The sequence below is a fragment of the Proteus vulgaris genome (assembly GCF_023100685.1).
In the GTDB taxonomy this organism is placed as follows: Bacteria; Pseudomonadota; Gammaproteobacteria; order Enterobacterales; family Enterobacteriaceae; genus Proteus.
Window position 1 is genome coordinate 3,635,947 of sequence record NZ_CP090064.1, and the last position, 14,514, is coordinate 3,650,460.

Below are 14,514 nucleotides of genomic sequence, written 5' to 3' on the forward strand. Positions count from 1 at the left end.
CTTGATCACTTAGAACCCGCTGTCCAGCGAAATCCCCACCCGTAGGCATTATCCATATCACGGTGGCCTTTAAAAAACTCATTGAGACGTTCAACTCTGATTGAGCCGTTCTCATTAACCAGTCGTGCTATAGCACACATGCCACGACCATTATTACCATCAGTTAAGCGTGTTTCGATAGGTGGCTGATCAGGTACATGAATGGTAACCACGCCATCTGTTTTGCTCCAATTCGGTACACCTTCATAAATAAACGCGAAAATTAGCACTTGCTTGATATTTTTCCATTCACGCCCATTCACAAAGATCCATTCACCACCAGCAACATCTCCCGTACGATCATCACCTTGTAATTCAACATAAGGAATACGATTGAAATCACCAAATCCGTTTCCTAATGCTTGAATAACCGATTTATGGCCTTGCTGAAGTTCAACAAAAGCACCAATGTCTAAGTCGATACCTTTATTTCCGCCAAACAATCCACCCAATAACCCTGATCCACCACTCTTACTTTCACGATGCCAATCAAGATTAATACGAATTTTTCCAAAATCATCTTTCTTCGTTAGGCTGATTGCAGGTTTCTCTTTGGTTAGAGAAACCTTACTTAAGTTCACCGAACTTGGCGCTGGAGCTGGTTTCGGTGCTGGTGCTGGTGCTGGTGCTGGTTCAGAGTCTGCAATATCAACCCCAAAATGTTCAGCTAATGGTTTTAAGCCACCGTTAAATCCTTGAGCGATAAAACGGAACTTCCAACTACCATTACGACGATACAATTCACCTAAAATTAGTGCTGCTTCAGGACGACCGTTAATATCAACATTGCCATTCGCAACAACCTCATTATTAGCCTCAACTTGAATCGATAATCGTTGTAAATTTGCGATAGTTTGTTGACCTTCACAAGTCGCTGTAAACGCAATTTTTTCAACATCAGGACGTAAACGTGTTAAATCTACGGTAAAAGAAGTGCTATTTCCTGCTGTTGCATAAATAACAGTGCGATCATCACTCGCTGTTTGTCCATAAAACACCATATCGGCATCGCCATTCACTTTACCTGAGGCATAAAGTCTAAAAGCGGAAACATCAACAGGTGCGCCAGATTGAATACGAACGATTAATGTTTGATTAGGAACGGGTACATTCCCACCGGGAGTCATATTCATTTATCGCACCACCGTCGCCACAATATCAGGCATCATGTCGTTGATAACACGGCCTTTGCAAGGTGCACCAAACGCGGTGAAATCCCATTGACCATGATTACGTTGCATCGACGCAATCACAATACCAGTATGAGTGCCTTGCTCTGTTAAGGTATAACGCACTAACTCTTTATTAGTTGTTTTATCAACAACTCGACAGAATGCGTTTTCAACTTCATTAAATGTTTGTCCTCGGAAACTATTTACAGTGAAGACCAAGTATTCAACATTTGTTGGTAAACGGTCTAAATCAACGAAAATAGTTTCATCATCGCCGTCACCGTCTCCAGTTAAGTTATCACCAGAGTGAACCACTGACTGACAACTTGATTTTAATTTGCGAAACCAAATGGTATCGATTTGATTGCCATTTGCGTCAAGTAAAACGCAACTTGCATCTAAATCAATAGAACCACCACCACCAAAAAGACCGCCTAATAATCCTTTTTTCTTAATCGGATCCCAGCCCAAACCAAACATTAAATGGCTCAGTGTAGGTGCTTGTTTACTGAGAGAAACTGTTTGATTCTTGCTTAATGAAACCATAATTAAATTCCTTCAGAGGTAGAGTGAAACAACAATGCCATTTGTGATTAAATCCATATCATGAAAATCATCATATCATGATGAAGTACATGAGCAAGACTATTTTTACCACCCGAACATGAAGTTTTGTAAACCCATTGATATAATTAATATTTTTGTAAAAATAAATTATAAAAATACAAAATAATTATAATAATAACGTTATTGGTTAGTCTAATTTAAACTAAAATCAAATAAATCATATTATGATTGACACAGTTCTTCGAAAACTTCATGATTATAGGACTTGAACCCTACACTTTTATTTCACGGTATACAGCGTAATGAACAATACGATTTGGTTTATGGAAGGTTTATCATCACAACGCGATATTATTCAAAGTGTTAAAGACTTTGCAAAACAGCAGCACCAAGAAATTTTTGTGCTCGCATCTCATCGCCATACACGAAATGAGATTTTATCGCTTGCTGATGGGGCTTTTTATGAACCTATTGAAGAGACATTACGCTTAAAATTTATCGCTGATGTTGTAAAACAACATCAAGTGAGAGCCATTCATACTGGGCGCAATGGTGCATGGTTTGAATTACACCGCAAAGAAATTGAGTCATTAGGGGTAAAATTAACCACAGGTGCAACTGAGCTCGGACAGCTTCAATTAGCTGATAATAAAGTCGCTTTTGCACAAGCTATGGAACAATGCGGTCTTCCTGTTGTACCTTCCATTTATATTGACTCAATCGATGAATTAGAAAAACAAATAAAAAATCTACCTTTTGGTGAGATCCCTTTATGCATTAAGCCAGTAAAAGGCATTTATGGAATGGGTTTTTGGCGCTTTGATAATCAGGTTTCGCCGATGGCGCTGTTTAACCACCCAGAAAATCGCCAAGTTAATCCACAACAATATGTTGATGCATTAAAATCGGTTGAACACTTTGAGCCATTAGTGCTCATGCCTTATTTACCCGGCCCTGAATACTCTGTTGATATGGTTGTTGAGCAAGGCAATGTTATTGCTGCTGTTGCTCGACGCAAAGAAGGTGCAATACAACATTTAGAAATTTCAGGTGAAGCCTATGAATTAGGCAAAGCGTGTGCCACAGCGATGAAAGCAGATGGTCTTGTGAATGTGCAAACTCGAAATGATCATCAAGGCCATCCATTATTACTTGAAATTAATATGCGCCCTTCCGGTGGCATCGGTTATACCCAACACTGCGGCATTAACCTTGCTGGTATTTTTGCTTTACGCCAAATGGGATTGATGAGTATTGAAGAGGCTCAAGCTCAAAATAACTATTTTACACCGACAAAAATACGCTCAATCACCGATTCTATTGTTTTCAATTCAACGTTAACAAACGTAATAAGTACGGATAATAATTAATAATGAAAAATAGCATGAGTGACTCTTTAGTTTATCGTCGCCAGCTTAGTTGTGGCACATTGAGCGTGACGCCAAATTGCCCTATTGAGTTACTTGATGAATTATTTGATATTGCAGAAAGACGCAATCCTAAGCGTGCATTTTTATTTGTCAGTAAGGTATTAGGCCGTCATATTCCTGTTTCACCCCAAAAAATGCGTGAAACCTACCAAAGACTTGCCAAACAATTTCCTCCTTCACTTGAAGGCCCTATTTTGTTTATTGGTATGGCGGAAACCGCCGTAGGTTTAGGCGCTGGTATTTTTGATGAGGTAAGAAGTCGCTATCAACAAGCGATTTATTTAACCTCAACACGTCACCCTGTTGATAATGGTGAACTGCTGTGTGAATTTAAAGAAAATCACAGCCACGCGACCGATCACTTACTCTATTTGCCAAAAACAGCAGAGCAACGTCAGTGGGTACAACAAGCAAAAACCGTTGTATTAATTGATGATGAAGCCACTACGGGCAATACCTTTATTAACCTACTTTCAGCACTACGTGAAGAAGGTGGATTAACACATATTGAACACGTTATTGCTGTCACATTGACGGATTGGAGTGGTGAATCTATCGCTGAACGCGCCCCATTACCGATTAAGACTCTCTCTTTAGTTCAAGGTGAATGGCAATGGGATGCTGATCCTAATGCCCCCCTACCTATTATGCCTAATGTCAATATTACGGCATCAGGTCAAGTTGCGATTACAGGCAAACAAAGCTGGGGACGATTAGGGATGACAACGCCTGCAAATGATCTTGGTTTAACTATCAAAGTATCAGTTGATGAAAAAATTCTTGTATTAGGGTCGGGAGAATTTGTCTGGGAACCATTCTTATTGGCCGAACGTCTTGAAAAACAAGGTGCTATTGTAAAATATAGCTCGACAACACGTTCACCGATTTCAACCAATTTTGCTATTCAGTCAGCCATTACTTTTACTGATAATTATGGTTTAGGCATTCCTAATTTTGTCTATAACGTGGCACACCAACAATTTGATCGTATTTTACTTTGTTGTGAAACCCCGATTGACAGTATTGATAACCAACTGATGGAAGCCCTTAATAAAGTTGCACCAATTGTTGAGGTAATTAGTTATGACTAAGCCCGTTATTTTAACTGATCTCGACGACACCTTATTTCAAACGCGTCGCAAAATGATAGATGAATTAGCGCTAGAACCCTATAAAACAGGGGCATTAGACAGAAGCTTAGAGCCTCGTAGCTTTATGACGCAAGAACAAGCCATGCTGGTAGATTGGATGCTAGAACATGCTGACTTAATTCCTGTTACCGCGCGGGGTACAGAAGAAATAAGCCGAGTCACGATCCCTTTTCATTCATGGGTAATTACCACACATGGTGCTGTGGTATTAACCCCTGAAGGCACAGCAGATGCGCAATGGCAAAGCTATATCACTCAAAGCTTAGCGACCTATACACAACGTTTGCTCGCACTACAACAATCCATTACGCAATTAATGGCGGAACGACATATTGATGGTTGGGCACGAATTAACTATGAATATGGTGATTTGCCTATTTATTTAGTGATGAAGCATAACGATAGCACCCGACTAGAAGAGCTATACGCCATAGGTGATGAGATAGAAAAAACATTCTCAACAGAAGGTTTTTATATTCATCGCAACAGTAACAATATTGCTTGGTTACCTGAGCCTATTGAAAAAGGTAAAGCCGTCACCTATTTGCTTAATAAATTAAAGGCAGAACGTGGCGTTTTTCCTGTCATTGGTTTAGGCGATAGTCTGAGTGATCATCGCTTTATGAAATTGTGCAGTTGGTATGGGCTTCCTCGCCAAAGCCAATTTGCTGATGCGATCAACACAAAAATTTTTGGAGAATAAACATGATGGATCATAAACCGTTTTCAGGATCTTATGTATCAGGTGATGTCGATTTTCTACTTCAACCCGTCAATATTGAAATGACGCCGGTTGAGTTAAAGGAAGAGCTAATACAATCAGGTAAACGTCACTATTCTGACATGCTAAGCCAAGAGCCAGAACCCACAACATGGCATCTTGATCTCTTTGAAAAAGCGCTAGAAACCGGTGCGACGCGCTTAGCAACTGAAGTGATTATGTTGGCAAAATCCCTTATTGAACGCTTTGGTGATACCCCGATTATTCTAACAAGCCTTGTACGTGCAGGTGTTCCTTTAGGCGTAATGTTGCAACAAACATTGCGCAAAATGGGAAAAACCTCTTATCACTATGGAATAAGCATTATTCGAGATAGAGGCATTGATAGCGAAGCGCTTTCATGGATTGAACAACATCACGGTACAGAAGGAATTGTTTTTGTTGATGGTTGGACGGGAAAAGGCGCTATTACAGGTGAGTTAATTCGCTCATTAACCGGACGCGAAGGCTATCCCCCACAACCACGTCTTGTCGTCCTTGCAGATCCTTGTGGTTGCGCATGGCTAAGTGCCAGTGATGAAGATTGGCTTATCCCCTTTGGGATCATGGGCGCCCCCGTTTCAGGATTAATTTCACGTTCAATTTGGACAGAAAAAGGTTTTCATGGTTTTGTCGATTGCCAACATTTAAAACAATATGAATGCAGTCGATACCTTGTTGATATTGTAGGAAAAGTCGTTGATCGCTTGATTGATAACGATATTCCACATGCCACATTTAAAGAACAACAATCAGACTTAAAAAAGCTAAGCGAAAACGTCGTTAGTTCACTTGCAAAAAAATATGATATTTCAAATATCAATCGTATAAAACCCGGTATTGCTGAAGCCACACGCGCTGTTTTACGCCGTGTACCTGACCATGTTCTTGTGAGAGAGATAACTGATCCTGATGTGGCATTACTGGTTTATCTTGCGCAAGAAAAAAATATTGCTGTTATTGAAGCAGGGCAAGCGCTTGGTCAATATCGTGCAGTGACTATCATTAAAAAGGTGAAATAATGATTGAACGATTATCCCCGTGGAATTTAGGGGCAACGCTTTATATGCCAGCAACTCGAACAGATATTGCGACAACAATTATCGATCAGAAAATTGAAGGGTTACGCTCTTTAATTATCTGTTTAGAAGATGCGGTTAGCGATGCTGATATTCCGGTGGCATTAGAAAATTTGGCTACGTTATTAACTAAGTTGGCAGAGCATAAAAAGAACCATGATTGTAGCCATTGGCCTTTGCTATTTATTCGCCCTCGCCATACGGAAATGGGCCAATGGATCACTGAAAACCTTGATGTCAGTGCTATTGATGGTCTTGTATTGCCTAAATTTACTCAAGCCTCTTTACCAGTTTGGTGGAATATCATTGAGAACACGCATTTATGTATGATGCCAACTCTTGAAACCGAAGAGGTGTTTGATGTTATTCAAATGACAGCGCTTGCAAACCACCTACTGACTCACCCTTGTCATAACAGAATTATCGCGTTACGTATTGGTGGAAATGACTTAATGAATGTGATTTCGCTAAGACGTAATCGCCAGTTAACACTTTATGATGGCCCAATGGGTTATGTCATAAAAATGCTAGTTGCTGTATTTGGTGCTCGTCAGTTTGCTCTCACCGCGCCAGTTTGTGAGCATATTGATGATCACCATATTATGGATAAAGAGCTTGCTCTTGATATTGCTAATGGTCTTGTTGGTAAAACGGCGATACATCCAAAGCAAATTCACAAGATTGAACAAGCCCTCATGGTATCTCAATCCGATCACTCAGATGCTTTGCGTATCTTAAACTCAACGCAAGCCGTCTTTAAATCACAAGGTGCGATGTGTGAACCTGCAACACATCGTCGCTGGGCATTGAGTATTTTAACCAGAGCTAAAATTTATGGCATTATTCCTAACCAACAAAATAATGCTCAACGTTTTAATGCAACATAAAACACTCTATAGCAGGTGATGAACTCGATAAGATAAAATAATTATCTTATCTTGATTTTGATTTATAAGTTTCTAGTCAAAACATGTTATCTTTAACTAGAACTTATAAAAACAAAACCGACTTTTTTATTTAAAAAGTCATTTTTTTCATTTGAATTATTATTTTATACTACATTTAATAGGACGCTTATTTTATTTATACTTGTAATGTTTCTGATACTTGTAAATAAAGTGTAAGAACAAGAATAATAAAAATTACAGCCGAATATTTTAACACACGAATGACAGAATAAGTGGTAACTAAGCATGCAATTAAGCACTCGTCAGGTCAGAGTCTTTACACTGGCAACCCTTTTAAGCTCGGGAAAAAAGGTTCCAACCATTAAGATTATTTCTGCTCTTGAATGCTCAGAGCCAACGTTAACTCGCGTTTTAAAAGAGATAAGAGATTCTTATGACGCTGAAATAAAGTACAGTAAAGCGTCTCGAGCTTATCAAATGACTGAACGTGGTCAACTTGATAATAAAACCTTACGTCGTATGCGTGAGGCATTATCAGCCAGTGAAGATCTTCGTCATAATGGAATGACAAGCCGAGTTTATCTTGATAAAGATAAGAAGAAATCGGTTTCACTTTCATTAAAAATGTCAGCATTACGCAAAATTGACAGATTATCTTATTTAAATAATTCCACACGCAGTGAAGCGGTTGAATTATTGGTTGACCATTATATTGAAAATTTAATTCAATCAACACTTACTGAATTAGCTGAAAAAGAAAAAGACAAAAAATAGGTTTAAAAAAACAATAATATATATTAAGAAATAGCTTGATACATTAGTATCAAGCTATTTTCACAATCAATAATAAATTAAATAAAATACTTATTAAATTAATATTTTTTATATAATTAATGAGTTGTTGTTTTATTTTTACTTATTTTTAATGTAAAATTAAAATAAACGTAATCAATTGAATTCACTTGTTTTTTATTTAATTATTTGATTTTATATAAATGAAAAGTATTTATACCTAATCTTTATTAGCCATTCTTTTTAGATCACTCCAATTAAGACTAATCAATAAAAATATCTTTAATAATAAATGCCCATTAACTACACAAAATAAGAGTGAGCGTGGATTAAATTCTCTTTTATTTTACTTTTTATGCGATCTTATTTCAGATTAATAATATCGGACAATCATCACTGCGTTTTTTGCCTAATTTAATTAAACTAAGCATAATCTCAATTCAACACGTTCATCAGTCGGTTAGTATATTAACCGCTTATTCCTATCTCACTAACAGGATAAATGCATGAGAAGATTGCCAGTTTACCTTTTACTTGATACATCGGGTTCTATGTATGGCGAACCTATTGAAGCAGTAAAGAATGGCGTTGAAATGCTCTTATCAACATTACGCCAAGATCCTTACGCATTAGAAACCGCCTATATTTCTATCATCACCTTTAATTCAACCGCACAACAAATTGTTCCACTCACTGATTTAATTAACTTTAACGTACCTGACTTAGTAGCAAGTGGAACAACGGCATTAGGTGAGGCGCTCACATTAGTTTCTGATCGTATTGAAAACGAAGTACAAAAAACAACCGCTGAAACTAAAGGTGATTGGCGTCCGCTTGTTTTTGTAATGACTGATGGCGCACCAACTGACGATTGGAAAAAAGGCGTTGAGAAATTTAAAGCAGCCCGTACTGGTGTTGTGATTGCTTGCGCAGCAGGACAATCAGCACAAACGGATGTGCTCAAAAATATTACTGAGATTGTATTACGGCTAGATACGGCGGATTCTAACACCATAAAATCATTCTTTAAGTGGGTTTCAGCCAGTATTTCTGTCGGTAGCCAAAAAGTCGATTTAACCAAAAAAGATATTAGTGATCTTGATGACTTACCACCACCTCCTCCTGAGGTTAACGTTGTACTTTAAATAAAAAAGGAATGAATATGTCAGTGAGTTTAAAAAAAGGACAAGGTATTAGTTTAAAGAAAAATGAATATGACCTTTCCTCTGTCACTATCGGTTTAGGTTGGGATATCAACGAAGAAAAACGCGGATTCCTTGGTGGGCTTTTTGGCAAAAAAAGCGAAGAATACGATTTAGACGTTATCGCCTTTTTATGTGGTGAAAACGGCAAGGTCAATGATCTGGGTAAAATTGAAGGTGGACAACCTTCTCTTGTTAATGGCGATATTATTTTTTTTAATAGCCTTAAACATAAATCTGGGCAAATCTGGTTAACAGGTGATAACCGTACAGGTGCTGGTGATGGGGATGATGAACAGATCATTGCAAAATTAAATACCCTAGATCCTAAATTTACCAAAATCGTCTTTATTGTTCAGATTTACAATGGGCGTGAGCTACAACAACACTTTGGTAAAGTACAAAATGCCTTTATCCGCGCCGTTGATGCTAAAAATGTAGAAATGGCTCGTTTTGATTTATCAGGAGGCGAAGCCTTCAATAATCAACGCTCAATGTTATTTGCTGAATTAGTCAGAGAAGAAAATGGCTGGAAACTTAACGCTATTGGTGAACCTTCAAGTTCAGATAGTTTTGTTTCTTACTTAAAGGACTTTACCTAATGAGAAGACTTCCTGTTTACCTACTTATTGACACATCAGGATCAATGAGAGGTGAATCTATTCATGCCGTTAACGTAGGAATACAAACAATGCTAAATGCATTGAGACAAGATCCCTACGCATTAGAAAGCGTACATATCTCAATTATCACTTATGATAATGAAGCACGTGAATTTATTCCTTTAACGGCATTAGAAGATTTCCAATTCACTGATATCACCGTTCCTAGCTCTGGTGGCACATTTACTGGTGCAGCTCTTGAATGTTTAATCAAGTGTGTTGATCGTGATATTAAACGCTCTGATGGTGATCAAAAAGGTGACTGGCGCCCACTGGTCTTCTTAATGACAGATGGCACCCCTTCTGATGCTTACGCCTATGGTGAAGCCATTAAAGAAGTGAAAAAACGCTCATTTGGTTCGATCATCGCCTGTGCAGTTGGTCCAAAAGCCAAACATGACCACCTTAAAGAGCTTACATCTCAAGTGGTGGCATTAGAAACATTAGACTCTAACGCCTTCTCAGGCTTTTTCAAATGGGTTTCTGCTAGTGTCGCATCTGGCAGTTCCAGTGCGGGCATTAACACCGATAAAGACACATTACCACCACCACCGCCTGAAATTCAGTTAGTACTGTGATCCACAAAAGCAAAGCGCTAAAACAGGCTTTGCTTTTATTTTATTTAGGCTTTGGTTTATCCATCACAAATATATAACAGCCACTATAAAGTGATAAGGTATAACAATGAGAAGGCTACCTATTTTCTTTGTGTTAGATTGCTCAGAATCGATGATAGGTGAAAACCTAAAAAAGATGAATGACGGTCTTACGACTATTATTAGTGATCTCAGGCGAGATCCTCACGCTCTTGAAACTGCTTGGGTTTCTGTCATTGCCTTTGCTGGCGTAGCGAAAACCATTGTTCCACTCACTGAAGTTGTCTCTTTTTATCCCCCTCAGCTTCCTCTTGGTGGTGGCACATCACTAGGCAGTGCGTTACGAGAACTCACTCACCAAATCGATACTCAAGTTAAAAAAACCACGATTGAGCAAAAAGGTGATTGGAAACCTGTTGTTTATCTTCTTACTGACGGTAGACCAACTGATGATTACGCACAAGAGATAAAACGCTGGAAAGCCCACTACGCCAACAAAGTTAACTTAATTGCGATTGGATTAGGCTTAAGTGCTGACTTACACGCGCTATCACAATTAACTGAAAATGTGCTGTTATTTACTGAAGCACAAGAAGGCGATTTCACCCGTTTTATAAAATGGATAACAATGTCTGTGGTTTCTCATAGTCGCAGTGTTGGCGAGGAAACACCTCCACTTTTAAGCAAAACCGAGCAAATTGTTCGCCTTGCCAAAGATGATGTAGCTCGTACCTATGATGAATCTTGTGTCACATTTGTCGGCCGTTGTAGCCACACTCGATCGCCTTATTTAATGAAATATGAACGCCCACCCATGAAAGCCTCTGGACTTGATTTTAATCTAAACCTCAATGGATTTAATTTAACGGGCTGCTACACCTTAAATGAAGATTACTTTGCATGGAGCGATCTCAGCGCTACGGCATATCAAGTAAATACCAGTGAGCTTCATGGCACTCCTGGTTGCCCTTATTGTGGTAATGCCACTGCTTTTGCCGTTTGCCAATGTGGTAAATTACTCTGTGTAAATGGCCCTGAAACCGTTATTTGCCCATGGTGTGATAACAGCATCACCTTTGGAAATAACAGCAATCAATCTGACTTTGATGTCACTCGAGGTAAAGGCTAATGGATAAAAAAGCCCTACTCACAAAACTGATTATTGATGATACGCTAACTTCGCAACGCATTGCGGTACATGAAGAGCTGATTATTGCGTTATATGAAGATACAGAAATCGCTCAACATATTGATTTTATTATTGATAAAATTAAAGCAAAAACAGCAGAAAAAATAACACCACAAGACAACGTACAACCTATTCTTCTGTTATTGCCACCAGCGCGCAATTTAGCCTCTGACGAAACATCATTACCAAAAGAAAGCCCATTAAAACCAGGGCAAATTCCTACACACTCATCACCAATGCCAATAGAGAAACCGACTATTCACCGCCCTACGGCCAAAATCACCCTTTCTAATGCCAAAGTCGGTAGCGAATTTAATTCTTCTATTAATATTGAATTAGATACGCTTGATACTGCACAAATTGAGTCTGTGAATTTTCCGGAAGCTCTCGGCATAACCTTTGATGCCGAAAGTTGTGGTTTAGTCGGCACACCAACAAAAAGTGGCAATTTCACATTGGTTGTCCATTGGTCTGTTAATGCCATTTGCTATCACAATGACGTCTTATTAATCATTAATCCTGATCCTCGTAGCTTATGGCAAATTAACGAACCTCCCGCAAATAGCCCTTATCCTAAAGCACATATTGATAGCAAACTTATTCTTAAAGACGGTATTCGTATTGCAGGAGCAAGTCGTCGTGGTCGCTCTCACGAACATGCAGGTACATTTCGTGATGACGATTTTTATATTCATCACGATAGCCAAAGCCAATGGAATATTTTAATTGTCGCTGACGGTGCAGGTAGTGCTCGCTACTCTCGTGAAGGTTCACGCATTGTCACCAAAGTGGTCAGTGAATACCTTCAAGAACAATTGAACATTGAAAAAAATCCAGCATTAGCCCCTTATCTCAACACCATTCACCAATGGGATGATGAGAATGAGAAAAGGCAGGTAGGCAACTTTTTTTCTAAGCTATTTCACAATGCGTCACAGCTTGCGATTAATCACCTAAAAAATGAAGCCATTCGCATTAATGAACCCGTAAAATCATTTTCAACTACACTGTTGGCAACAGTGACTTTACGCATCAATGATGAGCTATTTGCAGCAGCCTTTTGGATGGGTGATGGTGCAATTGCCGCTTATGGACCCGCTGGAAAAGTCCGCGTTTTAGGTATTCCTGATAGTGGTGAATATGCAGGACAAACCCGTTTTCTTGATGATAATGCGCTTAATGATATCGAATTTAATCGACGCATTATTATTGGTAAATGGAGCGAAATTTCACACCTGATATTAATGACAGATGGTGTGTCTGATCCGAAGTTTGAAACAGATAACGGCTTACAAGATCCCAATAAATGGGCAGCGCTTATTGATGAAATATCGCCTTGTTTAGCCTCACCAGAAACCGCTGATCAAACACTGGCCGAATGGCTAAATTTCTTTTCAGCAGGCAATCACGATGACCGCACTCTGGTTGTGGCGTGGTGATCATCAAAGAGAAAATAGGTGAGTTTCATGGCAGATATCATTACCTGTACAACGCAAAGTGGAAAAACAGTTCAGTACGTCAATGAAATTATTGGCTCTGGCTCAATGAAAGATGTCTATTTTTCCCCTGACAGAACCTATGTTGTTGCCTTTTATAAGACAAAACAAAACGCACAAGCCAAAGATAGAATCGATATGATAACAGGCTCTTATCGTCATAATATCTTTGAGCAAAGTGGCGGTGAATACTGGAAAAACCTTTTCTGCTGGCCAACTGATGTTGTTGAACATCAAGGTAAAATCGGTATTGTGGTGCCGACGTATCAATCCCACTTTTTCTTTAAATATGGCTCTAAAAACAACGACTTTCTAGCGATAAAAGGCCGCGAAAAAGAAGGTAAATGGTTTGCAAGTGCCAACAACCAAAATAAATTTCTCGATCCTCGTGAAAGAGGCAATTTATTAAATTACCTGAAAGTCTGCTTATTGCTCTCTCGTGCCGTTCGCCGAATGCATGCAGCAGGCTTATGCCATAGTGATTTAAGCTATAAAAACGTCCTTATCGATCCTGAACAAGGTCATGCCTGTGTCATTGATATTGACGGTTTAGTGGTGCCCGGCAAATACCCGCCTGATGTTGTTGGAACACCTGATTTTATTGCACCTGAAGTGGTAAAAACCAGCCATTTACCGAAAGAAGATCCTAACCGTATCTTGCCAAGCATTACGACCGATAGGCACGCACTTGCAGTATTAATCTATATGTATCTGTTTTATCGCCACCCATTACGTGGCGGTAAAATTCACGATCTTGACGATGAAATGCGAGATGAGACACTCTCTATGGGTGAAAAAGCGCTGTTTATTGAACACCCAACAGATCATAGCAATGCGGTAAAATTGAATCAGGTAAAACCGTCATCTCTACCTTGGGCTGATCCTAAAAAAATCCCATACACGATTATGGGGCCTTACCTAACACCTCTTTTTGAAAGAGCCTTTATTACAGGATTACACGATCCTTCACAACGGCCTACTGCAGATGAATGGGAAACCGCTTTAGTCAAAACGGTAGATTTAGTTCAGCCTTGTCAGAATAAAAATTGTGAACAGCAATGGTATGTTTTTTCAGGAAAAACACAGCCCGTTTGTCCTTATTGTCATACGCCATATAAAGGGCAATTACCGATTTTAAATCTTTATTCTTCACGTAAAGCCGGTAGCTTTAGACCCGACGATCACCGCTTAATGGTTTGGAGTAATCAATCACTGTTTCCTTGGCATGTTAATCGCCTTATTGCGCCTAATGAACGCACCACAGATGAACAGAAAAAGCGCGTAGGCTATTTTGTTTATCACAACTCAACATGGTGGCTTGTTAATGAGCGTATTGATGGATTAATGGTATTACCAGAGAAAAAGCAGATAGCGATTGGCGATAAAATTGCACTAACAGATGGGTTGCAATTTGTGTTATCGACAGAAGAAGGCGGGCGACTTGTTGTGGTGCAATTAGTATCAAATTAAT

General features: G+C 39.0%; 14 protein-coding genes. 12 read left to right on the forward strand and 2 right to left on the reverse strand.

Going from position 1 to position 14,514, the window contains the following annotated elements; all coding sequences use genetic code 11:
- Positions 1-5 precede the first annotated feature (5 nt).
- Together LW139_RS17375 and LW139_RS17380 are read right to left on the reverse strand one after the other, a co-directional pair.
- Positions 6-1,172 (reverse strand): TerD family protein, encoded by a 1,167-nt coding sequence (locus LW139_RS17375; protein WP_247850303.1) that lies wholly within the window; start codon positions 1,170-1,172, stop codon positions 6-8.
- The gene (locus LW139_RS17380; protein WP_166539603.1) at positions 1,173-1,757 is read right to left on the reverse strand and encodes a TerD family protein; all 585 of its coding nucleotides are present in this window, start codon (positions 1,755-1,757) and stop codon (positions 1,173-1,175) included.
- Positions 1,758-2,080: 323 nt separating this feature from the next.
- On the opposite strand from LW139_RS17380, the gene LW139_RS17385 reads away from it, so the two are divergent.
- The 12 genes from LW139_RS17385 to LW139_RS17440 all read left to right on the forward strand — a co-directional run bounded on the left by LW139_RS17385 (position 2,081) and on the right by LW139_RS17440 (position 14,513).
- Positions 2,081-3,148 (forward strand): ATP-grasp domain-containing protein, encoded by a 1,068-nt coding sequence (locus LW139_RS17385; protein WP_247850304.1) that lies wholly within the window; start codon positions 2,081-2,083, stop codon positions 3,146-3,148.
- 14 nt (positions 3,149-3,162) lie between these two features.
- Entirely contained in the window at positions 3,163-4,299 is a 1,137-nt protein-coding gene (locus tag LW139_RS17390; RefSeq protein ID WP_247850305.1) for a phosphoribosyltransferase domain-containing protein, read from the forward strand.
- Positions 4,292-5,062: a hypothetical protein gene (locus tag LW139_RS17395; RefSeq protein WP_247850306.1), complete on the forward strand. Its 771-nt coding sequence runs from the start codon at positions 4,292-4,294 to the stop codon at positions 5,060-5,062. Before LW139_RS17390 ends, LW139_RS17395 begins: the two co-directional genes overlap by 8 nt.
- Positions 5,063-5,064: 2 nt before the next feature.
- Entirely contained in the window at positions 5,065-6,141 is a 1,077-nt protein-coding gene (locus tag LW139_RS17400) for a cysteine protease StiP family protein (protein ID WP_166539607.1), read from the forward strand.
- Positions 6,141-7,085: an HpcH/HpaI aldolase/citrate lyase family protein gene (locus tag LW139_RS17405; RefSeq protein ID WP_166539608.1), complete on the forward strand. Its 945-nt coding sequence runs from the start codon at positions 6,141-6,143 to the stop codon at positions 7,083-7,085. The genes LW139_RS17400 and LW139_RS17405 overlap by 1 nt, the downstream gene beginning before the upstream one ends.
- A gap of 306 nt (positions 7,086-7,391) precedes the next feature.
- Entirely contained in the window at positions 7,392-7,880 is a 489-nt protein-coding gene (locus tag LW139_RS17410) for a tellurium resistance protein TerW (protein ID WP_166539609.1), read from the forward strand.
- A gap of 524 nt (positions 7,881-8,404) precedes the next feature.
- A complete protein-coding gene (locus LW139_RS17415; protein WP_166539610.1) occupies positions 8,405-9,043 on the forward strand; it encodes a vWA domain-containing protein in 639 nt (212 codons plus the stop codon).
- Positions 9,044-9,060: 17 nt separating this feature from the next.
- Positions 9,061-9,702, forward strand: coding sequence for a TerD family protein (locus LW139_RS17420; RefSeq protein WP_109409155.1), 642 nt, complete (start codon positions 9,061-9,063; stop codon positions 9,700-9,702).
- A complete protein-coding gene (locus LW139_RS17425; RefSeq protein WP_072068977.1) occupies positions 9,702-10,340 on the forward strand; it encodes a vWA domain-containing protein in 639 nt (212 codons plus the stop codon). The genes LW139_RS17420 and LW139_RS17425 overlap by 1 nt, the downstream gene beginning before the upstream one ends.
- A 106-nt stretch (positions 10,341-10,446) precedes the next feature.
- A complete protein-coding gene (locus tag LW139_RS17430; RefSeq protein ID WP_166539611.1) occupies positions 10,447-11,487 on the forward strand; it encodes a TerY-C metal binding domain-containing protein in 1,041 nt (346 codons plus the stop codon).
- Complete coding sequence (locus LW139_RS17435; RefSeq protein ID WP_247850307.1) at positions 11,487-12,986, forward strand: PP2C family serine/threonine-protein phosphatase; 1,500 nt, start codon at positions 11,487-11,489, stop codon at positions 12,984-12,986. Before LW139_RS17430 ends, LW139_RS17435 begins: the two co-directional genes overlap by 1 nt.
- A gap of 27 nt (positions 12,987-13,013) precedes the next feature.
- Entirely contained in the window at positions 13,014-14,513 is a 1,500-nt protein-coding gene (locus LW139_RS17440) for a helix-hairpin-helix domain-containing protein (RefSeq protein WP_109409158.1), read from the forward strand.
- Position 14,514 lies beyond the last annotated feature (1 nt).

Coding starts and splice junctions, on each gene's coding strand:
- LW139_RS17375 (WP_247850303.1), bottom strand. CDS start 1,172: ATGAATATGACTCCCGGTGGGAATGTACCCGTTCCTAATCAAACATTA.
- LW139_RS17380 (WP_166539603.1), bottom strand. CDS start 1,757: ATGGTTTCATTAAGCAAGAATCAAACAGTTTCTCTCAGTAAACAAGCA.
- LW139_RS17385 (WP_247850304.1), top strand. CDS start 2,081: ATGAACAATACGATTTGGTTTATGGAAGGTTTATCATCACAACGCGAT.
- LW139_RS17390 (WP_247850305.1), top strand. CDS start 3,163: ATGAGTGACTCTTTAGTTTATCGTCGCCAGCTTAGTTGTGGCACATTG.
- LW139_RS17395 (WP_247850306.1), top strand. CDS start 4,292: ATGACTAAGCCCGTTATTTTAACTGATCTCGACGACACCTTATTTCAA.
- LW139_RS17400 (WP_166539607.1), top strand. CDS start 5,065: ATGATGGATCATAAACCGTTTTCAGGATCTTATGTATCAGGTGATGTC.
- LW139_RS17405 (WP_166539608.1), top strand. CDS start 6,141: ATGATTGAACGATTATCCCCGTGGAATTTAGGGGCAACGCTTTATATG.
- LW139_RS17410 (WP_166539609.1), top strand. CDS start 7,392: ATGCAATTAAGCACTCGTCAGGTCAGAGTCTTTACACTGGCAACCCTT.
- LW139_RS17415 (WP_166539610.1), top strand. CDS start 8,405: ATGAGAAGATTGCCAGTTTACCTTTTACTTGATACATCGGGTTCTATG.
- LW139_RS17420 (WP_109409155.1), top strand. CDS start 9,061: ATGTCAGTGAGTTTAAAAAAAGGACAAGGTATTAGTTTAAAGAAAAAT.
- LW139_RS17425 (WP_072068977.1), top strand. CDS start 9,702: ATGAGAAGACTTCCTGTTTACCTACTTATTGACACATCAGGATCAATG.
- LW139_RS17430 (WP_166539611.1), top strand. CDS start 10,447: ATGAGAAGGCTACCTATTTTCTTTGTGTTAGATTGCTCAGAATCGATG.
- LW139_RS17435 (WP_247850307.1), top strand. CDS start 11,487: ATGGATAAAAAAGCCCTACTCACAAAACTGATTATTGATGATACGCTA.
- LW139_RS17440 (WP_109409158.1), top strand. CDS start 13,014: ATGGCAGATATCATTACCTGTACAACGCAAAGTGGAAAAACAGTTCAG.